Origin of the sequence: Candidatus Hydrogenedens sp., assembly GCA_035378955.1 — a bacterium.
Lineage (GTDB): Bacteria > Hydrogenedentota > Hydrogenedentia > Hydrogenedentales > Hydrogenedentaceae > Hydrogenedens.
Genome location: DAOSUS010000024.1, coordinates 11,706 through 34,633, shown reverse-complemented (window position 1 = coordinate 34,633; position 22,928 = coordinate 11,706). Strand labels below are relative to the sequence as shown.

General features: G+C 38.7%; 14 protein-coding genes. 8 read left to right on the top strand and 6 right to left on the bottom strand.

The annotated features are described in order from the left end of the window. Positions 1-22 precede the first annotated feature (22 nt). Positions 23-1,003, top strand: a complete 981-nt coding sequence (locus PLA12_06875; GenBank protein HOQ32217.1) for a DUF1559 domain-containing protein — start codon at positions 23-25, stop codon at positions 1,001-1,003. On the opposite strand, the gene rmuC is transcribed toward PLA12_06875, so the two are convergent. Further along, positions 1,000-2,487, bottom strand: a complete 1,488-nt coding sequence (rmuC, locus tag PLA12_06870) for a DNA recombination protein RmuC (GenBank protein ID HOQ32216.1) — start codon at positions 2,485-2,487, stop codon at positions 1,000-1,002. The two genes, PLA12_06875 and rmuC, sit on opposite strands and share 4 nt — an antisense overlap. Before the next feature lie 86 nt (positions 2,488-2,573). Then, a complete protein-coding gene (locus PLA12_06865; protein ID HOQ32215.1) occupies positions 2,574-4,361 on the bottom strand; it encodes a SpoIIE family protein phosphatase in 1,788 nt (595 codons plus the stop codon). Between the two features lie 344 nt (positions 4,362-4,705). On the opposite strand from PLA12_06865, the gene PLA12_06860 reads away from it, so the two are divergent. The 3 genes from PLA12_06860 to PLA12_06850 are packed head-to-tail and all read left to right on the top strand — an operon-like array spanning position 4,706 to position 10,631. Continuing rightward, a complete protein-coding gene (locus PLA12_06860) occupies positions 4,706-8,413 on the top strand; it encodes a M4 family metallopeptidase (protein ID HOQ32214.1) in 3,708 nt (1,235 codons plus the stop codon). A 32-nt stretch (positions 8,414-8,445) separates the two neighbouring features. After that, a complete protein-coding gene (locus PLA12_06855) occupies positions 8,446-9,588 on the top strand; it encodes a hypothetical protein (protein ID HOQ32213.1) in 1,143 nt (380 codons plus the stop codon). After that, positions 9,585-10,631, top strand: coding sequence for a metallophosphoesterase (locus PLA12_06850; protein ID HOQ32212.1), 1,047 nt, complete (start codon positions 9,585-9,587; stop codon positions 10,629-10,631). The genes PLA12_06855 and PLA12_06850 overlap by 4 nt, the downstream gene beginning before the upstream one ends. A 226-nt stretch (positions 10,632-10,857) precedes the next feature. Here PLA12_06850 and PLA12_06845 read toward each other — a convergent pair whose 3' ends face one another. From PLA12_06845 to PLA12_06835, 3 genes are all read right to left on the bottom strand, one after another. Beyond that, positions 10,858-13,734: a LysM peptidoglycan-binding domain-containing protein gene (locus PLA12_06845; GenBank protein ID HOQ32211.1), complete on the bottom strand. Its 2,877-nt coding sequence runs from the start codon at positions 13,732-13,734 to the stop codon at positions 10,858-10,860. Between the two features lie 10 nt (positions 13,735-13,744). Further along, a complete protein-coding gene (locus tag PLA12_06840) occupies positions 13,745-14,359 on the bottom strand; it encodes an MBL fold metallo-hydrolase (GenBank protein HOQ32210.1) in 615 nt (204 codons plus the stop codon). 131 nt (positions 14,360-14,490) lie between these two features. Next, complete coding sequence (locus PLA12_06835; protein HOQ32209.1) at positions 14,491-16,509, bottom strand: VCBS repeat-containing protein; 2,019 nt, start codon at positions 16,507-16,509, stop codon at positions 14,491-14,493. Between the two features lie 87 nt (positions 16,510-16,596). Between PLA12_06835 and queF the strand changes: the two genes are divergently transcribed. Continuing rightward, complete coding sequence (gene queF / locus PLA12_06830) at positions 16,597-17,079, top strand: preQ(1) synthase (protein ID HOQ32208.1); 483 nt, start codon at positions 16,597-16,599, stop codon at positions 17,077-17,079. Between the two features lie 20 nt (positions 17,080-17,099). Here queF and PLA12_06825 read toward each other — a convergent pair whose 3' ends face one another. Beyond that, positions 17,100-18,116: an alpha/beta hydrolase family protein gene (locus PLA12_06825; GenBank protein ID HOQ32207.1), complete on the bottom strand. Its 1,017-nt coding sequence runs from the start codon at positions 18,114-18,116 to the stop codon at positions 17,100-17,102. Between the two features lie 141 nt (positions 18,117-18,257). Between PLA12_06825 and PLA12_06820 the strand changes: the two genes are divergently transcribed. The 3 genes from PLA12_06820 to PLA12_06810 all read left to right on the top strand — a co-directional run bounded on the left by PLA12_06820 (position 18,258) and on the right by PLA12_06810 (position 22,825). Beyond that, the gene (locus tag PLA12_06820) at positions 18,258-20,186 is read left to right on the top strand and encodes a SurA N-terminal domain-containing protein (GenBank protein HOQ32206.1); all 1,929 of its coding nucleotides are present in this window, start codon (positions 18,258-18,260) and stop codon (positions 20,184-20,186) included. 134 nt (positions 20,187-20,320) lie between these two features. Further along, positions 20,321-21,244 (top strand): DUF1559 domain-containing protein, encoded by a 924-nt coding sequence (locus tag PLA12_06815; protein ID HOQ32205.1) that lies wholly within the window; start codon positions 20,321-20,323, stop codon positions 21,242-21,244. 102 nt (positions 21,245-21,346) lie between these two features. After that, positions 21,347-22,825 (top strand): sulfatase-like hydrolase/transferase, encoded by a 1,479-nt coding sequence (locus PLA12_06810; GenBank protein ID HOQ32204.1) that lies wholly within the window; start codon positions 21,347-21,349, stop codon positions 22,823-22,825. Positions 22,826-22,928 lie beyond the last annotated feature (103 nt).

The window sequence follows — 22,928 nt, the reverse complement described above, 5'->3', positions numbered from 1 at the left end:
CCAAAAATAAGGTCTGTTTTTTATGAAGAAGAAATCGGGATTTACACTTATTGAATTATTGGTAGCGATAGCTATCATAGGAATTTTGGCGGCTATTTTATTACCTGCTTTAGCACGGGCTCGAGAATCCGCTCGTCGGGCGTCCTGTCAAAATAATTTAAAACAATGGGGGCTCATTTTTAAGATGTACTCGGGCGAATCGAAAGGAGCCAAATATCCGCCAGTAGTTATGGATTATAGGGCTGCGGTGGATTGTGAACAAGCAGGATTTCCTTCAGCCGGTATGAAATCTATCATTGTGGCAGGACCTCATCCAGAGATGATATATCCAGAATATCTAACTGATGTAAATATTCTGTTATGCCCTTCCGACCCATCCCATACTCCGGACTCTTTGATAAGCCCATTTACGGAAAAAACAGATATAACTGTTCCTTGTTCAAAAAGGGGAAGGGGTATGTGGAATATGCAAGCCAGCTATTATTATTTAGGTTGGGTTTTCGACCGTGGAGATACAACAGACCCACAAACGAATTTAACGCTGGTTCCTTTCTTGAATATTGTTGATGGAACAGCACCTTCACAGATAATACAAGGTTTGTTAGAAGCCGTTTTGCCTTTCTTTATTAATCATGAGAATGGAAGAGGGGACAATGATATTGTCATATCGGCAACCACAGCGGCATTAACAGGTCAACCGCCTATCGGTAATGCAGGAGGAAATACAATTTATAGACTGCGCGAAGGGATAGAACGATTTCTCATTACTGATATTAATAACCCGGCAAGTTCAGCCAAAGCACAAAGTAGTTTATGGGTAATGATGGATAAACTGACTTCCGACCCGTCCTTATATAACCATATTCCCGGCGGTTCTAATGTTCTATTCTTTGATGGACATGTTGAGTTTTTAAGGTATCAGGAGAAAGGACCGGCACCCGTAAATGGTGGTGTTGCTGCGGCAACGAACGCTTTAGAAAAGATAGATTATAGTATGTTCTAATTTTCGTCTAATATGTCTATCTCTTCTGAATTATCTAAATTATCTAAGGCAAGGATTCTTTGAGATTCATTCATATCTAATTGCTCAACCCCTTTGAGTTTTCGGTCTATCATCTGGGTCCGCTTTTGTGCCTTCTCAATTTCACTTGCCGCTGATTCTAATTTCTCTCTTGTTTTGGTTAATAAATCGTTAAACTTCTTAAACTCTGTTTTGACGGCGCCTAAAACTTTCCAAACCTCCTGTGATTTTTTCTCTATAGCTAGGGTTCGAAATCCCATTTGTAGGCTATTCAGTATAGCGGTAATTGTGGTAGGTCCTGTGATAATAACATTCCAATCTTTTCGTATCTTTTCGAAAAGGCCGGGTATCCGCAAAACCTCGGCAAACAGTCCTTCCACAGGCAGAAACATAATGGCAAAATCCGTTGTATGGGGTGGGTCAATGTATTTTTCACTAATATCTTTGGCTTCTCCTGTAATACGGTTAGATAACGATTTTACGGCCTCGCTCAATGCATTCGGGTCTGCGTTTTCCTGTGCAGACAAAATCCGTTCATAATCTTCTCGCGGAAATTTGGAGTCAATAGGTAACAGGATGTATTTATTGCTTTCATCTTTGGCGGGAATTTTTATTGCAAATTCAACCGTTGTGTTGCGTTTGATATGAGCATTCTTTTCATATTGTTGAGGTGTAAGAATATCTTCAAGAATTCCTTCCAACTGTAACTCACCAAAAACACCCCGTTGTTTAACATTTGTAAGAACTCGTTTCAAGTCTCCAATATCCGAGGCGAGCGTTTTCATTTCACCCAGACCTTTATAAACACTTTCCAATTGTTCACTAACCGTTTTAAATGATTGGGTGAGCCGATTTTCAAGGGTCGTTTGAAGTTTCTCATCCACCGTTTTCCTCATCTCTTCCAATTTAGCGTCATTCTTTTCCTGTAAATGGCGAATTTCATTTTTAAGGGTTTCATTCATATCTGTTAATTGCTTTGCATTGAGTTGTATTAACTGATTTAAGTTTTCTGTAAACGCTTTTAGTTGTTCTAACTGAGATTGCGATAGGTCTTTTAATGTGGAATTTGTATTTACATTCAATTTTTGAATTTCATTTTTAAGTGTTTCGTTAATATCTGTTAAATGCTTCGAGTTTAGTTGTGTGAGTTGGTTCAAATTATCCGAGAAAATCCTTAAACTTTCTAATTGTTTTTGAGAAAGGGAATTTAGTGTTGTATGGATACCATTCAAAATCTCTGTTCGGTTTCTGCTTGTTTCGTCTAAAAAGGTTTTGTTCATTATTGAATAAAACTCGCTTATTTTCTGAATATTCTGTGTTATTTCTGTAAGTTCGGTTTTATAATTTTTCAAGTACTTTAAGAAAAGGAATAATAGGAAAATGGTTAGAAGGAAAATCGTAGGTAATAAAACAATAGAAAAGATACTGACAATATATTCCATATTGAACTGCATAATGGATTCCATAATTTTTTCGCTCCTTCTATTTTAATTTGCTTTTTAGGGATATTATAACTATACAGGAAATGCCAATATCTTAAAAATTGGGGGATTTATTTTTTCTTTTCTTCTTTGAGAAGGGTAATCAATTGTTCAAATCGGGGTGCGTTATGAGGGTTGGCCGAGATAAGCAATTCGTGAGCATTTAATATGAAATCAACCATTCGTTCCTGGGAAGCAGGTATAGCCACGGGCTTTAATTCAGCGGGAAGAGGTTCCGGTTCAAACAAAAAGTGAACAAGAATATCTGCCAAGCCCAATTCGCTAAATTCTTTAAGAAGAGGACGGCCGATATTTTGCAGTGAAATTTGTGGATAGTTTTCCTTTTCCGAAAGGTAACATAGTTGGTGAAGAACCCCAAAAAAAGTGCTTTCCAATTGAGCACATTCGGAGAAATCGAAAACCCAGCGGGTAATGTCTTTTCGTTCTTCTTTAAGTTTTTGCAGGAAGTCATGCATTCCGTAGGCTTCCCGCCATGTGCCGGTGCCAATAATTTTTATATAGCAGGTATCCGATTGAATAGCATGCAGAATTCCTCGTGTGGATATGTTGATATTCAAAGAGCAGGTCTCTTGCAGGGGGAAATATATCAATTGGGGATTTTCCTGTTCCTTCAATGTAAACCAGATAAGAGTCATATCATCTTTTTGTGATTTCTGTTTTGTCCAGTGGGATAACTCATTATCTAACTTTTGAAGCATTTCCTGGGGATTTCCCGTATCTTGTTCCAATAACTGAACCAGGTTTTGTTGGGTAAATTTATTTCCTTCGTCGTCTTGAAGATTTACAATCCCATCTGTATAGAACAGAAATGTGTCGCCCCAATCCCATGAAAAAGTCATCGAAGTAAATTTAGCACGGGATACAATACCTAAGGCTGGTGCGGGAACGCGTATTATTTCAATATCGTTGTTTTTTTGATGTCTCCATAAAATAGACGGATGTCCGGCATTACAAATTTCTATGGTTTGCATTGATAAATCAATGACGGCATAACAAAGGGACATAAACATTTCATATCCAAAGGGACCATAGACTAATTTTTCGTTTAATTCCTTTAAGAGTTCCTGAGGCGAAATAATTCGGTGCCCTTTGCCGTTATTTACACATTTGGGCTGGAATGCATATTTTAAAAAAGTTGTTACCAGAGCAGAACCTATCCCGTGTCCCGATGTGTCTGCAATATATATCCCGATATGTTCTTCATCTAAAGGTAAAATATCTACCATATCTCCACCAATACGATTTAATGGGAGATAATATACGGCGGTAGAAATTTGCTGATGTTTAGGAACAATTTTAGGGAGGAGTGCTCTCTGAATTCGTTCTGCCCTTCGAAGGTCTTGCTGAAATACTTCCGTTTGTGCCTGAACCAGTTGATAAGCTAATTCTAATTCTGCAAGCCGATTTTCCAGTTCAATGTTTTTCTTTTGTATCTCTTCTAATAATTGTTCATTATGTTCCTTTATCCGTTTATGTTCGATGGCACGGTTTATCTGGAGTGTAAACATATCCCATGAATCAATAGGTTTTAGAATGAAATCATAAGCACCCTGATGAACCGCATTGACAACATCCTGTATCTTGGTTGTTCCCGAAAGAACGATTTTTATTAAATGAGGTTTGTTTTCATTTAACCAGGACATTAACGCAAAGCCATCCATTTTTCCTTCTAAATAAAGGTCAATCAAGACAAGGTCAAAATTTTGTTGCATCAATATAGACATCGCCATTTCAGCAGATTTGCAGGTCTGCACATCATATCCCCGACTGGTCAGGACTCGTTCCATCATAAGCAATATAGAGGGTTCATCATCTACAATCAATAATGAAGGTTTCATAATGGTTACCTTCCAATTTTAATAATTTTATTTAGGAATTCGAATCCTACTTAACTAATTTTATCTTGTGTCTATTTCATGATAACATATTTAATAAGGAAGTGTATTATAATTTAAGATAAAAATTAAAAAAATATTAACGAAAAGGATAAAAGTTTAAATACTGATTTGATATAATAAAACTTTGAAAATTTGTCAATATTTTTCTTGACATTCCTATCTATTCTATTGTAAAAATAAGAGTAGGATATTCAAGGTTGAATGTAAAATTTGAATATAAGGAATTCACAAAAAAGATAGGTATTAGGATATAATAGATAAAACTTTTCTGGAGAATTAGTATTATGCGACGATATTTCATGTTCTTTTTATTAATATTTGCCGTAGGTTTTTGTTTCACTGCTTTTTCCCAAAATTTAAAAGAAGCAGACCCTCAATCCGTTGCAAAAATATTAAGCACCTATCAGGGAGCAGGGACAACGGAAATGCCGATTGTTCATAAAAATACAAGAGGCTTTATAAGATTTCTTTCTGCTCCGAAAGGTGGATATTTTGCTACTCCTGCGATAGGACAGAAATCATTTGATATAAGCAGTGCTGTAAAGGAGTATATAGAACAGAATATTCATGCGTTTAGCGGGATAGATGATAAAACGACTTTAGAAATTAAATCTATACAGGAAAAAGAGGATTACTCGATTGTTCGAATAACCCAGAATTATATGTCTTTGCCAGTCTTTGGTTCGGGGATTGTTGTAAAAATAACAAGAGATGGGAAAATTGTAGCCATTTCTTGTGATGTATTACGAGATGACACAGGGCTAACAAATATAGATTTTTCTCAACCGTTTCCTGTGGATAAGACAAAGGCAGAAGAGCAGGCTGTCCGATTTATATTAGATAACAATAACGATTTGCAGAATCAGGATATAAAAGGAGTAGAAGAGACCTATCTGGCTGTATATGACCCTGGAATGTTAAAACAATCGGGGGCTACCTGTGTTGTGTATATAGTTACATTGATAACGAACAGTGAAGAGAAAAAAGTTTATCGTTTACTGGTTGATGCTATTACAGGAGAAATTCGGTTAAATTATCCTCTGCACTCTGCCGTTATTGAACGGGAAATTTATGATGCCAATGGTTCTTATAATATACCAACGACCATAGCACGGAAAGAAGGGGATAAAGAAACAGGAATCGCTGATGTAGATAATGTATTTAATTATTTAGGGGATGCTTATAATTTCTTCGCCGTAAATCATGACCGTGATAGTTATGATGATAAAGGGGCAACCCTTCGAGCGGTTGTTCGAATCCCTATCCAGAATGCATATTGGGACCCTACACGAAAAATTTTCTGGATTGGAACAGGTTTTTGTGTTGATGATGTTGTTGCTCATGAATATACCCATTCGGTAGTAGAAAATGTTGCCGATCTGATCTATTTCGGTGAACCGGGAGCCATAACAGAAAGTATGTGCGATATGTGGGGCGAATTTGTAGATTTGACAAATGAAAAGGGGGTAGATACAGATGCCGTTCGCTGGTTAATTGGTGAAGAACTTCCTTCAGGGGTAACCTGGGAAGGTAATCAAGGAGGAACTGCTATAAGGAGTATGAAAGACCCGACCATTTATAACCAGCCTGACCGTTACAATAGTCCACTTTTTATAAAAACCACTTCTTTATCTCTTGAAGATTATGGAGGAGTTCATACAAATAGCGGGGTAGGAAACAAGCTGGCCTATTTGCTTACAGATGGGGATACTTTTAATGGTGAACAGGTACGGGGTTTTGGAATTGTTCGGACAGCAAAGTTATTTTATGGTGCTTTGGAATTATTACCTCCTGTGGCAGATTATACCATGTTATCGTTAGCCTTAAATGCCTCCGCCTTATCACAAGGTTTATCTATTGAAGACCGTTTTAATATTAGTCGTGCATTAAGTGCCGTAGAAATATTGCCAGAAGAATCCGATGAAATGAGTGCCCGTGATTTTCGTGCTACAGCCCTTTTAATGGATGACGATACCCCGGCTATTTTATTGTCATGGACACCTCCTCCAGCGGATGCATACAGTCAAGTTACTCTGGTTAAAAAGGCAGGAAGTTATCCAACCAGCACTGTGGATGGAGACAAGATTTTTGAAGGCAAAGACTCGTATTTTCTGGATGTAAATGTTTCTTCGGGTATTGAGTATTTTTATTCGCTGTTTGTAGATATGGTCGAACTTCCACCGGTAGAACTGTATGACAGTGCTGTGGCAGGGAGTTATGCTCCGCAGGTTTTGACACAAGAATTTAAATCATTAGACCCAAGAGAGCCGGTAGCAAAAGAGATTTTTTATAGTCAGATTTATTTTATCCCTACCGGGGCGCCTGTTAATCCTTTAGATGGAAATAAATATTTGGGAGGATATTATAATTACGATGCTATATTTATCCCGGAGGTCTTTTCCTTCCCCGTGAAACGGCAGGATGCCACAGGGAGTTCATATATAATTCCTCTTTCCACGAACGGGCTTATTAGTTTTAATCTGACAGATGTTCAATTCCCGTTCTTTGGTAAGAAATATGGGACAATATATCTGGGAGCCAATGGATATATATCTTTTGTTCCGGTGGCTTTAGAAAGCACCAAGAATTTTCCAAGTCTTTCCAGCCATTTTGCAATTCCTCGTATTTCCTTCTTGTTCAGCGACCTTGCTCCGGATTCTGCGGGAGAGGTATGGACAAGAAGATTGCCAGACCGATTTGTTATTACATTTGAGAATGTCCCGAAAGATGCAGCAGGAGGCATTCCAAATTCGTTATCCGGTGCCAATCCAGGTTCGTCGGTTCAGGTAGAACTCTTCTTTAGTGGACATATTCGAATTACCTACCTACAATTAGACCCGAATTCTTGTATTGTGGGACTATCCGATGGTAGAGGTGTTCCCGTAGACCCGGGACAATTACTTTCAACTACTATTCCGTATTCATTGCAGAGATATACAAATTTTGCACAACTTCCATTTGCTTCAACGCGGTTAAGTTTTGATCCATCTCCTCTATACACCGTTTTGCCAAACCAGAATATTAGTTTTGAAGTAAAGACATGGTTTACAGGTGGTAGCGTTCCCCAGTTATATGCTACATGGCTGCGAGATGATGTCCCGCCGTTTGCCGACCTTAAAAACGGTAAAGGAAAATTCTCATGGTTACCAAAGCAGGAAGATACAGGCTCTTATTCTTTGAGGGTCCTTGCACGATTAGGTGACCAATACGCATATCAGGACATACCCATTATTGTTAACCCGATAATCGTGAAACCGCAGGCATTAAATCTGCGTATATCTTCACAATCTCCCGCAGAAGATACTTCTGCGTCTCGTGTAGTTTCCGCAGGCAGGCCCTTGGTTGCAAGTTATGACTATGTCCATCCCTTAATGGTTCAAAATCCAACACAATACGCAGAAGGGCTTAGCATTCTTTACTGGTTCCGTAATCACGAGATGATACCTTCTCTTACCAATTATCTTACCGTTCCCACAAATGTTACAAAAGGGGGTGATATCTGGTATTTCCGCGTAATTCCTATATCCTTAGGAAATATCGTTGGTGAAGAAGCTGTTTCTCCCATTATTTATGTGGTGGGACAACCTCAGATTACCAGCATATACCCAAATCGTGGAAAAATAACAGGAGGCGAACCGGTTCGCATTAGAGGTAATGGCTTTGTCGGAATAATCAGTATAAAATTTGGTGGAATTCCCGTGCCGTCTTTCCGTCTTATCAGTGAGACAGAGATAGAAGTTATAACACCTCAAAGTTTACCCGGTACCGTTGATGTATACATCCAAACTGCAGGTGGAGCATCATCTTTGTCTCAGGCATTTGAATTTTATGAAGAAACCACCCCGGAACCTGAACCACCAAAAAGGCGTTTCATTATCTCCTGTGGCCGTATTTCTTATGATGAAAGCAATATGTTTGGTGATGTATTATTCGTATCCCTTCTGTTGATAGGTTTCTATTACAAAAAATCAAAAAAGTCTTCCGTAAAATAATTTAAAATCTATTTATTGTAGGTGGTTTATCTTTGGAAAAAGTATTTTCTACGGTTTTTTTTATAATTTTTTCTTTCTATCTTATACTTTCCCCAAATCTTTTTTCTGCAGAAAGCCCTAAGGGACATATTGCTTATCTCTATGGTTCCGACATAGATACTTTCCGTATACATATTCTTGATTTGGAAACGAAAACAGAAAAAGAATTAACAACGGGAACTCATCATGGAGCACCTGTGTGGTCGCCGGATGGAATGAAAATTGCCTTCTCCGCCAAGATGGAAGGAGGTTTATTTATCGTAATTTGGGACAGCAATACGGACGAATATACGATATTAAAACATAAATATTCCTGGAATGATAACCCTGCGTGGTCTGCCGATAGTAAACGAATATCTTATATCTCGTGCGAAAAGGGACTGACGGACCAAAAAACCGCTGTGTATGAACTACAAAGTGGAACGGAAGAATTCTGGGGAGGAGAAAAAATTCCAACAGTAATAAACCCGGTATGGTTTCCCAAATTAGATATTCTGAATGCTATGAGTGCGACTGTTTCGCAGGTTACCTATACAGAAGGATTTGATATAAACAAATTCTTTGAAGAAGGTTATAACACAGGTGTGCTAATAGGTGTAGCAGTATTTCCATTAGCAGAAAAAAGATTGACTACCGAATTGGTTATTTTCAGTAAAACGCAGGCAACCCCTTTACCTAAAGAGTTAATGTTAGAATCGGCAAGGTTTGAGGAATTAAATCCGCAGGTATCACCGAAGGGTTCCAGTTTGGTTTTTGAAACGAACGAATCTGGAGACCGTGAAATCTACTATCTGGGAAGAAGAGGCATTTCTAATATTTCCAATCATCATTCGGCGGATTGGAATCCTGTATGGGCTCCCAACGGGGAATGGATTGCCTTTGAATCCTTCCGTCATGGACGAAGAGGTATTTATCGTGTCTTTCCGGAGACGGCTCGTGTTTTCCCGCTGGTCGTTAGTGGTGATTATGATGCTTGGAGTCCTACCTGGTCGCCCGATAGTCATTGGATATGTTTCGTATCCAATATGTACGGCAAACCCCAATTGTATTTGAAAAGTATAGAGGAAGATAAAATCCTCCCATTAATAGAAAAATCCATTTGTGTTGCACCTTGTTGGAGACCTAAAATAAAATGATGTTCCAATTCCATGAGAAAAAATATGTAATATTTCTGATAATAGGGATATTCTACTGCTTCACAAATGGATATGCTCGGCTTGAAGATGGAACATTAGGTATCATCAAACTGCCCAATGAAGGTTGCCCCGTTATGTTAGCTCCGGGACAGACATTTAAAGTTACTACAGAACAAAAAGGCGATATTTTCCTGATTGACAACGAGCAACGCATTATCCCTCTAAATTCTCAATGGGAAAAGAAAAATCCGCAGATATATGAAGGTCTCATCACATTAACCGATAAAGAGATAAAACAGGGACCCTATGCAATACAAATTATCTCGGAGACAAATGAAAAGGATATAAATCCTCGTTCCGTATGGGTACAGAATGAATTTAAGGAATATTATATATTTGCCCACATAAGCGATATACATATTCGCAGTGGCGACCCACAGGATGAATATGCTGTTACTTTTCAAAAGGTAATAGAAAAACTCAATCAGAGCGATGCCCATTTCATATTACTAACGGGCGATTTGACGCATAATGCACTACCAGAGCAATGGCAGGTATTTCTTAAAATTTTAAACAAAGCCCAAAAGCCTACCTTCGTCTGTGCGGGAAACCATGACCGTGATGGAGATAATTATGAAAAAATGTTTTATTCATCACTTTATGCTTTCCGCTATGGAAAAGATGGCTATATTGTATATGACACACGGGAATATCGAACTGCCGATAGTTGGGGAGAACAGGATACCTTACTTTATCGCTATCGTAGAGAATTAAAATCCAGTCGCTGGACTTTCGGGATTACCCACCGATACGAATTTACTATGGGCATTCGTTCCCAGATGATACTTTTTGTAGATGATCCCATTGACTTTATTTTGTATGGGCACATTCATCGCGAAAATACGAAGGAAGAAGCGATAATTCCGTGGGGAAAAACACGCGTGTATGTTGTGCCCGCAGAAAAAGATGGCTACTATCGAATTTTCGATGTAGGTGAAGGGGGTCTATTTCCCCGCCCAATACAAAATATTAAAGGCAAATAACCCCTGTGTCAATTATCAACTTTAACCCAAAATACATGCTCCCCCCATTTGTGATAATATAAATCGTTTTGTCGTAAATGCATGTTTTATAGAAGAAAACACAGACAAAAATGTCTGTGCTGCATTAAGGGGGTGCTGAATATATCGAGGGGTGATATGTTCACTCATCAAGAAATGAAAAGATTGAATGGAAGCCTATGTATTTCCTATATCTTATAGGTTTTCATCAATCTTTTTTCTTGGGAGGGATGATGAGTTTTTGTCCGATGTGGAGAGTTGATTGAGGTGTTAATTGATTGGCTTCTAATAAAGCATCTAATGAAACCCCATATTTTTTGCTAATGGTATAAGGGTTATCACCTTTTGCGACGGTGTGCGTTATAGGTTCTGTGTTTTTTTGTTCTTCCTTAGGTTTGCTTTGAGTTGCTTTTTCTTTTTGTTCTTGGGCTTCGGATGCTTGCTTTTGAGATTTTTCAGGTATTGGGGAAGGGATTTTTAATTCCTGTCCAATTCGTAGTTTTGTAGGATCTTTAATATCGTTATATTCCAGAAGAGATTGAACAGAGATACCAAATTTTTTGGCTATAATTACAGGAGTATCTCCCGAGTTAATTTTATAAGTCTGAACTTCTCCGGGGGAAGTTGTTTGTTGGGCGGGCTTATCGGTTTCAGGGGCAGGAGTAGATGGTTGAGTAGTTTCGGGTGCTTTTTCAGGGGTTTCCTTTTTTTCAGGAGTAGATGTTTCCACTGGTTTTTCCGTTTCTTGTGGTTTCGATGAAGGCACTTTTAATTTTTGACCTATTTTTAGTATAGATTTCTCTGTTAGGTTATTGACCTTAAGCAAATCTGCTGTTGAAACACCTAAATTTTTAGCAATTAATCCTGGATAATCCCCTGGCATAACAGTATATTCTGTTCCTTCCCATTTGGGTGTGGTTGTTGATGGGACAGCGGGTTTTGTTTCTTCTTCTTTTTGTGTTCTATCTATCTTGACTTTATAAACTTTCCCTGCTTTTAATGTGGCTCCTTTACGGACGCCATTCCATGAGCAAAATTCGTCTTCGGTAATGCCATAAAGTTTGCATATAGAAGAGATAGTTTCTCCTCTTTTTACGGTATGTTCTATAGGTCCTGTAGTTTTTGGCGATATTTCTTTTCCTATCGGGATTTTAGGTGTTTCTTGTTTTGCTGGTTTCTCAGGTGTTGTTGGAGTGGGTGGTTTTGAAGTTGTTTTTTCTTCCTTTTTGGCTATCACTGTGGTTGCAGGTGTCATAGTTTTGTTTACTTCTCTTGTTATGGGGTTTTGTCGCAGAAATTCCAGTGATTGGGCTCGGCTTTCTGCTAAATAGGCTAAACCTACCGCTTCAATTCTTTTGCCGTTAGAGGTTATTTTCCCTGCACGGTCAATGAGTTGGTGAACTTCTTCTAATATCCAGTTAGCACGGTAATCTTTTTCTGAGGAGGCAGAGGACCCTGTCAGATATTCTGTAAGTCGTTCTTCACTACGGGCGATAATATCCAGCAGGGGTTCACGGAAAGGTTCGCCCCGATATTGTTCTGTGATACAAACACATCGTAAGAAATCAGAAAGTTTTGCTATAAAAAGTCTCTTTTGAGCCTGTGCCTCGTAGGTATCTGATTTTTGTTCTTCGAGACGAGGCAATTCCCGAAATAGATTTAATACATGCACACGATTTTGATTGTTTTTTGGGTCTTGCGATATTGTTTTTAATGCTTCTGAAATTACGGGATTTCTCAAGGAAGAAAATTCGTTGGTATTCATTTCCTCCGCAAGGGTTTTCAATTCATTAACTGCGGTGGCGTAAAGCACTTCATAAGCATTGCCTATAAGATACTGCGGAGAAGGTTTTTCATCTAAAACCAGAGAGTTTTCATTTACTTGGGGAAGTGTAGAAGGGTTATCGTAACTATCAAAGAATTGTGTTGTGGCAAGCCCTTCTCCCGAAAGGTTCAGAGGTCCTGTCCCCCAAAAAACCATTATCCAATGAGGGACTGCATGAAAAACAAACGCATGAGATGTCTCGGAATGATTATACCAGCCCAAGGGTTCGATACCCTCCGACCATACACGCGTAGTTCCGCATAAGAATGAGAATAATTGGGATATATTTCCATCCTTTACCAGAGCAGAATAAGGAAGTGTTATTGTCCGAGCCCCTACATATTTGGCAATCCATATTTGTTGTATCAGTTCTATAGGATTAGAAGAAATATTTTCTGTATCGAAACGCAAAGAAAAAGGTGTCCCTTCCCCTCTATGCAAAATGATAGTATCCCTTAATTGTTTTAAGTCCTCTGTTGTAAAAGAGTGCCCACACCAGGAAATCTCATTAATTATTTCCTCCGGAACGGAGCAAAGGATTTTAGGTAAAGTTTCGATATTGGAAATCGAAATGCGGAAAATGGCAATTCCTTTGGTCTTTTTGACTTGTCCAAAGAAATGTCGGAGTTGTTCCGGTGTATAATTCCCTGCAATTTCCCAAACACTAACCAACCCCCCTATTTTGTTATTTAAATCTTCAAAAATATCTGTAGGAGAATTATTTTTATCCACATCGAAAACGATTGTAACTCGATATCCGAAGGATACGGCTTTTTTTACCTGTTCCAGAAGGTCAGAAAAATTACTATCGAAAGATACCTCTTTAATCCCCTGCATTTGTGCAAGATATAACCCGGCTCCATCGGGGTTGTGTAGAGCAAAAGGAGGAACCATTACCTTATCTGTATTCCTATCTATTCTACAGAAAGGAATTTCCCAATTATGAGTCTCATTTTTATATCTAATAGATATAGTGGAAATAAAATATCCTCGGTTAGCGGGTAGGTCGGGCACCGTTACCCAATATTTCCCGTTCAGGTAAGTAGCTGGCTTGTTGGGCTGTAATTGGGTGAGGGTTTCGCCATCAGGTTTTACGATTGTAATGAGCATATCAAAGGGGGTATTGGGTGGTCCCGAAACACTTATGATAAGAGGTTCGTTTGTATAGGTTATCGGCAAGACCTGGTCAGGAGTTAGGGTTACTTCAAAAGGGACAGTAGAGGAAACTGTTAATAGACATAGCATAAAGAAAGGTAACATGAATAATTCCTTAATATTCACCTACGAAAGGATTGTATTTTCGTTCTTCTCCTATAGTGGTTGCAGGTCCATGACCTGAGTAAACAATAGTATCATCCGGTAAAAGGAACAATTTTTCCTTTATAGATGATATTAAAGTTTGAAAATCTCCACCAGGTAAATCGGTTCTTCCAATTGAGCCCTGGAAAAGGACATCGCCAACAAAAACAAAGCCATCTCCTGCAAGGGATATATGTCCCGGTGCATGTCCCGGGGTATATAATACCTTCAATTTTAAGTTACCTACCTGGATTTCATCCCCTTCCTGCAAATAGCCATCCGGTGGAGGAGAGGCCTGGAAAGGAACACCGAACAGTAGTGCCTGTTGTCCCAATGTTTGAAGAACAACCTCACTTTCCGGATGCATTAACAAAGGTGCCGATGTCGCTTTACAAACACTGGCATTGCCCCCACAGTGGTCAATGTGACAATGAGTATTTATGACCGCTTTCACTTTTAGTTTTCCCAAATCCCTAATTAGCCGAAAATTATCCTCACCAGGGTCTATAACAAGGGCTTCCCCATTATCAATCAAAATATAAGTATTCACTAAAAAAGGTGTGATTTCATATACTTTAACTTCCAAAGCTTAACTCCTTATATCTTTTTATATTTTTTATATTATATTGAAAACATGAAATCAATATAAATTTCAGGTTTATTTTTTTGTTATAGTTTGTTGCAATGTATATTATGTTTTGTATGGGAAGGGGATGTTTAATTGGGGTTAAGGTTTATTTTATTTAAGGTGTTGATGGTAAGGTTTTTGATGGGTTTTTCTCCTTCATGGGTAAGAATGAAGAAGGGAGGGAGTTCTTGTTGTGAGCCTAACCCGAAGTGGATACGATAATTTCCTTGATTGGCTCGTGAATGTTCGGCTTCGCCCATGATACGCAATTTTGAGGTGTTCTCGTTTATTTTACACAAAATTGGGGTAGTAAAGGCATGGGGATTTCCATTAGGTCCTTGAAGTTCTAATGTTATCCAGTTTCCTGTATTACTTGTGTTTTTCAGGAAACTTAAATACCACCAATCGCCATAACCGGAGGGGTTATCTCCTTTGATACGGTAGCCTAACATAATATCCAGACGCCCATCGTTGTCTGCGTCGAAACTCTGAACGCGGGCATCACTCATATCTATTATAGGAATGTGCGTTAATGCTAACAAATCCATTCGTTCGAAGGTGCTACCTTGATGATTTAAGTATATGCCATCTGGAATGGAGATTAAGTCATCATATCCATCGTTATTCAGGTCTGCCCAGCACGCCCAGAGAGATATTGAAGGTAATTGGAAATCTTCGGGATTTAACCATTCAAACGCAGTGTTTCCTGTGTGTCGGAATGCAAAAGTTTTAAGGTCTGATTGGTTGTTAAGGAAAAATTCCATAGTCCCATCGTTATTGAAATCACAAGGAGCAAGGAAAGAGGGAGCCAGTTCCCTATTTTCCTTGCCCTCGATAATTTGTTTTTGGAAGTGTTTGCCTTGTTGATTTATATAAATAGCAAGTTTTTTATCGTAAAAAGATAATAAATCTGTATGACCATCATTATTTGCATCGAACCAGAAAATAGGTTGGTCTCCTTGAATGTCCAGACCATAATCCGTAGCACATTCTTTATATGTATCCTCTTTGTTCCCTTTTCGAAACAGTCGGCATGGTTCATCTCGAGCACAGATAATAAACAATTCAAGATTATCATCATTATCGATGTTTATCCAGCATGATTTCCGTGTTCCGCAACTGCAATTTTCCAATCCGCTTGTATCGTAAACATTTTCAAACCAATTCCCACAATAATTTAAGAATAATTGGTCTTTCATTTTTCTCCGTAAATGGGCATATTCAGGACTTCCCCGCAATCCACCTCTACCTGAAAACACATCTATTTTGCCGTCTGCGTTTATGTCTGCCCAACTATAACTGTGTCGGTCGAAGGTATTTAATGTGAAAGTGTGTTCTGTGGGGGATATTTTTGCTGGACCGATGTATATTTTGTTTAAGGGAAATGTATGGGGGATTGTAAATTGTGTAGGAATGGCAGGACGGTCAATATCAATTACAACGAGGGCTTCGTGTTCTATATGCAATTTGTACTGTGTAAATCCCGGTTCTTTTTCGGATTCAATCTGTTGGATTTTTCTGATAGCTATCTCCCCTTTTGTTTCTATTATGTCTGTTCGTGAATGAGGGACAGTAACTTCAATTTGTAGTGGAAGGGCATCTTTGGATAATTCTAAATAATAGATATGGACTTTATGCCAGATGTAGAAAATATATAAACCTCTTTCCACCACTTTGTGAGGTGCCATGCTACACGCAAATTCGGGCAGCTCAGGTTGTAATCCCAATTTTAATTCTGAGATAACATTCTCAAAAGTCATTTGTCCGCGGTTCAAGAGGATAGAAGGACGAAAATTACAATTGCTGGAAAATATATCGAGAAGCCCATCCTGATTTATATCCGCAACACCGAAGTCAAACAGTTGATACCGATGTATCGGAACGGAAACAGGTTCAAACTGGAAAGGTGGTTTTTTGAGGGTCGAAAAGGAAAGTTCATATCGTGGCAAACCTGTTTCGTCTAAGGATGAAGGAGGTCCTAATAAAATCTGTGGATTTATAGGTTCCTCTTTTCTGAAAATCGAAAGAATAGAACCTTTAAAGACGACGAATACACCTATTCCTATGAAAAAAATAAGGATAAATGCAACGATTAACCGTAAAATCACTTAATATTTCCTTTTTTATAATCATTCTATTTTATCGTATTATATCATTCAATAATATAAATATGAACGGGAAAAGGATGATTGGTTATGGAAAAGAAGAAGGATAAGGCAGGAAAGGTAAAAGTAATTCGTAATTTTAAGCCGCAAGGGAAAACGCTTCCCTTCAAAAGCCCGAAAGCCATAGAAAGTAATTGTTTAGAATGTTTTGAATATGAATATGCGACAAACGAATCGGGTAGGAATATGGAAATTGTTACAACAACGGATGAGTTTACATCAGTATGTCCGTTTTCGGGTTTACCGGACTTTGCCAAGGTAACTATTCGTTATGTCCCGAACAGATACTGCCTGGAACTGCGTTCTTTAAAATATTACCTTTTATCATATCGTGATGTGGGTATCTGGTATGAGCATTTAGTTAATAAAATGTTAGAAGACCTTGTTTTTGCTTGTAGACCCAGAAAAATGGCTATAGTAATAGAATGTAATCCACGGGGCGGTATTGCCAGCACTGTCTCTGCAAGTTATGATGCTGACACAATGGGCACTCCGGAAGAATGGAAAGGATAATATCCGACCTGTTTGACCTTTTAGGATAAGTTTCTCTTTAAGAACTTTAACATTGGCTCTATGGCAATTTCATGTCCACCGCTATGGATAATCCATTCTGCTTTTTCTTCCGCATTAAAGGCTCTGTATGCCGGTATTATTTCTGCCCATGCCTTTTTGGCTAAAGAAGGTGGAAACTGGTCTGACGGTTCTTTTTCGCCGTTTTGGCATTGTAGAGCACGGGGAACTATCAGCCCATAGATGTCAGGAAAATCAACTAACTCCCGCAAACCCTCAAATTTCCAGCACATACAATGATTTTTTTCCATCTGGTCCATATAGGTAAGAAAACCGCAAACGACGGTTGCTTTAATTCGAGTATCCATGGCTCCCAACCACATTGCCATTTCTCCACCTAACGATAATCCTGCACATCCTATACGGTTTTTATCTACAAAGGGAAGTGTTTCCAGATAATCCACACAACGCATCAGGTCCCATAATCGTTCGCCCATTAAGGTTCGGTCTTTTTCATAGACCTCATGTTGACCTACATCTGTCGTTATTACCACAAACCCGTTCTGCACCAATGTTTTGCCGAACTCATGATAGGGTGAAGGCTCATTTTCAAAAGCGGTATACCGATTTCCTCCGTGTCCGTGAATGCATACAATCGCAGGATATTTTTTCTCTTCTTTGGGAGAAAGGGTAGCAAGAGAAATGTAAATCCGTCTTTGTAAAGTGCTCTGTATTTCTATTTCTTCTAAATTCCATTTAAGGTTTTCCTCTTTTTTTATGTGTTTTTCATTAAAAGAGGGAGGCTTTGTATTTGGAAGAGATAGCCGTTGTGATAGTTCATGCCGAACTTTTTCCTGCCAGGAACTAATACCTTCCTGTCCAAGGGATAATTCTGGAATTTTCAACTGACGCAAAGGTTTATCCTCTGCATAGGAAGGGATTGTTAAAATCGTTGAAATAGAGGAAAACAAAAATAGGGTATACAGCAAAAAAAGGTTATGGAAACCTGAAAGCAATTTGTTTCGTTTTCTTTTTATCATGATGTTAGGAAATTCCTTTATTTGAGTATAAAATACCATTTATGATACATTTATTGTTCGGTTAGCAAAATGCCTTTTTGCAACTATGTTTGATTTTCAATAAATCTTAACTGGAATTTTAAGTATAAAAGGTTTCTGTCTATGATTCAAGATTTAATGAGGAAACATCGTCGTGCTATTTTGTTATTTGTTGTTATAGTGATTGCGGTGCCGTTCGTTCTGTTCTTTGGTATGCCGGGGAAATATAGGTCTGCAACGCCTGAATTTAAAGATAATCCGATAGCAACTGTTTCTAATCTACCTGTGTTGGAGAGTGAATTCCGCCGCAATTTGAATATGCTTATTCAGCAAAGGTCAACACCAGATAAACCTGCATCTATTGAGGAATTAGAGAAAAACGGTGAAACGGATAAGATTTTACAACAAATGATAGATTCCAATTTGATTACTTTAGAAGAGCAGAAACGGAACTTCAAAGTAGACCGCAGCCTGCTTATTGAGCAGATGCAAAAATGGTCTCAATTCCGCACGGAAGATGGTAAATTGGACCGTGAAGCATGGAATGCATGGGTCGAAGCCAATCAAGGAAAGATTAATTGGAATGAGATTTATGCAGACCTTCAAAAGTCTATATCGCGTCAGGTTTTTATGAATACATTGTTGGCACCTGCACGATTTGACCCTACGAGCATAGATAAAAAAGTGATGAACAATTTCACTCGTATCCGCATTAAATATGCAAAGATTGCTCCGCCGATAGAAATAAAAGAGGATGCACTGGCAAAATATTTTGAGGAGAATAAAGAAACCTATCGCGACCCGGATACCATAGTTGCGGAAACGGTAAAGATTTCTTTGGTCCCTCCGGTTCCTGATAGAGCCATCGAGGCATATAATAAAGCCAAACAAGGTGAAGATTTTGCGGAACTGGCAAAAACCTATTCGGACCAGAAAAGTCAACCGGGTGGTGATTTGGGATGGCAATCTCCACGGGAAAATGACCCTCCCCATCGTCAGGTTTTATTCTCATTGAAGGTAGGTGAGATAAATGAACCTGTATATACCTTTGGTGCTTATTATATATTTAAGGTAGAAGAGGAACGGACAAATGCAGAAACGGGTGTCCGCGAAGTTCATGCACGCCAGATTATGATTCGTGCTTCATTGAGTGATGAAGAAAAGAAACAAAGGGAAGAACAGGCAAAAGAAATTGCCCAAAAAGCCAATGAAGAAAAGACCCTTGAAAAGGTGGCTCAAGAAAAAGGATTGAAAATTGTGAAGATAGGTCCTTTTACTAAAGAATCCAAAGCCGTCGAGGGATTAAATCAGTTTGATATATACCAATTCCGAAGTGCCTTTATGGAACCGGAGAAGGATTCGGAATATCAGGTAATTACAGCAAGAGACAATGTATTTGTCGCAAAAGTTTTAGAGAGAACCAAAGGAGAAATACCGCCGCTTGATAAGGTGCGTGAGCGTGTAGAGAAAGACTATACGAATATGGTAAAACTTCAAGATGATTACAAAAAGAGGGTAGAAGAAATTTCCAACAAGATAAAAGCAGAAGCAAAATCTATTGATGACTTACCCAAGTTGTTCCCCGATTTGAATATAGAAATTAAAGAAACCGCAAATCCTTTTACAGCGAAAGATTATCTTTTCCAGGAAGGATTGATGATTTCACCGGAAAGTATTTTCAATGAACTGGAAGGGAAGGATATCGGGGCCCTTGTAGGACCTATTAAAGATTTTAGTAACGAACATTATTTTGTGCAATTATTAGAAAGAACTTTACCTACGGATGCGGATAAGCCTAAAATGGAAGAAGATAAGAAGCAGATGCGGGAAATGGAAATTCGTATGGCTCAGAATGAGATATTGGAAGATTATCGCCTCTATCTGCGGGAGAAAGCAATGAAAAGTGGCGTGCCGATAAAAATAAATCAGCAATTGATTGCTTCTATTTTAGGCAAAGATAAAGAGGCTGAAAAGAAAGAAAACCAAAAGGGGAAAGCACCATCTAATCCCGTCAATGATTTGCAGAAATTAAACACCCTTATCGGGGATTAATAAAGTTTTTCATAAATTGAACAGGTTGGTTAAACGAGACCTGTCCAATTTTTTTGTTTTACCTATAATTTCCTTCTTTATAAAATTGTAATAAAAATCTGTTTTTGATTGTTTCATATTATATAATGTTAGATATGACATGCTATCAGGTATTTCATAATAGGAAAAAAGGTTTTACCTTAATTGAATTGCTGGTCGTTATTGCCATCATCGCAATTCTTGCGGCTATTCTTTTACCTGCCTTATCCCGTGCCCGTGAAGCAAGCCGCCGCTCTTCCTGTGCAAACAATCTGAAACAGATTGGTTTATCTTTAATTATGTATGCCAATGAAAGTAAAGGGAATGTCTATCCTCCTGTAAAGGCAATAAAAACCCCCTGGACAACGAATGCAAGCCCTTGTAGTGTAATAAATACGGAAGAGTCATTTTTTGAACCGAAGTGGATGTATCCTGAATACCTATCCGACTTGAAGGTATTAATTTGTCCTTCGGATATTGACCGCGATGTAGCCTTGGGACCGGGAGGTTGGCTGAATGAGGAAACCGAAGAACCCGACTTATGTAAAATTAACGATATTTCATACAGTTATTTGGGCTGGGTAATTATCCCATCGCTTTATTTAGTTCCCAATGGAAATGAACAAGCACCTGACCCACGCACAGAAATCGAAGGGGCTTTTGTTACCGTATTTCGAGAGATGCTTGATGAAGCAATAGGTGCTCCCCTTAATTCTGTTGCAAAGATATACGACCGCGATTTATCGTTTTATCCTTTTTACCCTGGGGACACTCAAAAACGAGTAGTATATCGTATGAGGGACGGTGTTGAAAGATTTTTGAATTCCAACACTTCTACATCGGAAATCCCAATGATGTGGGATAACCTATTCAAAAAAGGTGAGGGTGAAGGTTATAATACTCCTATGCTAAATCATCAACCGGGAGGAGGGAATGTTTTATATCTGGATGGGCATGTCGAATTTATTCGTTATCCTTACCAATTCCCTTATACTCGTGTATGGGCAACCGTATGCAATCAGATAAATGGCTTCCATTAGGGAACTAAAAACCTCCACAGGTGTTTATGATTATCAGATTGTAATTTTAATGAGAAGTATTAAAAAATTTAATTCTTAAAACCATCGGGAAGGGAATGAAATATGAATAATCTGTCGCGTCGTGAGTTTGTGCAGAAAATATCCGCATTCGGTCTTGGCTCCTTTATACTTTCTCAAATGGCATATTCGGAGGATAATAAAAAAAAGAAACAGGACCGTCCTAACTTTATTGTCGTGTTAGCCAATGACATCGGAGCCAAGGAATTGTCCTGCTATGGGAATAAAGAAATCCACACGCCCAATTTAGACCGTATGGCTCAGGAAGGCGTTAAATTCGAAACCTGCTACGCAACACCGATTTGTCATCCGACGCGGGTCATGCTATTGACAGGACAATACGGTTGTCATAACGGTGTTTATAATTTTGCGAATAGGCGAGGTGGTCCAAAGCCTAAAAGTGATATAGAAGATATTGCTAAAAGTCATCGAACCTTTATCAACCTGCTGAAAGAGGCAGGCTATGCCACAGCCATGTCCGGCAAATGGCAACTGTCGGGTGAACTACCCAAACTTATCTTTGAATGTGGATTTGATGAATATTGCACCTGGGCGTATAAAGAATATATTCCGCCGGGTGTTGCATATACAAGTGGATTTGAAGGCGATGGCAAATATGCCCGATATTGGCATCCGTCCATCGTCCGCAATGGTGAATATATCCCAACAAAACCCGATGATTATGGACCCGATATACATAATCAGTTCGTTATCGATTTTCTGAACCGCCACAAAGAGCAACCCTTCGTGATTTATTATCCGACTTGCCTGACGCATGCTCCTCATTTGCCAACGCCGGATTCGAAGAAAGACGGCGATGATTTAACAAAAAGTGATAAAAAAATTTTTAAGGATAATGTGGAGTATTTAGATAAATTGATGGGAAAATTGTTGGAGGAAATTGAAAAGGCGGGAATGAAAGAGAAAACCATTGTTATCTTCACAGGGGATAACGGTACCGGTGGTTCCGGTAAGGGTCAACCCACAGAATTAGGTGCACGCGTGCCTATGATAATCTGGGGACCGGGGTATGTTAAACAACGGGGTAGTGTAATGGAATTAACAGACCTGTCAGATATTCTGCCGACACTATGCGATTGGGCAGGTGTCCCTGTACCCAAAGATAGACCTATGGATGGTGTATCCTTAATGCCTTTTTTAATAGGTAAATGTGAAACAACCCGTGAATGGATATTCAGTTTCATTGCGGACAGACGCATTTTGAGGACAAAACGCTGGCTATTGGAAGATAATTCGCCTCTACACTATGGAAGACTGTATGACTGCGGAGATAGTCGTGATGGAACGGGTTATAAAGAAGTAACTAATTCCGATGACCCAGAAGTCATCAAAGCCAAAGAATATTTCAACCAACTTTTGGAAAAACTTCCCGCTCCTAAATTAGACCACGAAGGTCCACCTACAGAGAGGAATAAAGAACGGAGTAAAGAACGAAAGAACAAGCAGGAACGAAAAGAAAACAAAGCCAAGAGAAGAACCCAGAAAAAGATTTCCACTACATAAAATACCCATGGAGTGTTCTGTTGTAATGCAATATTCTAATCAATTATTTTGGTTTGTCGTGGTCAATTAGTAAACCAACCTCTATAACTATTCCTTTTGATAA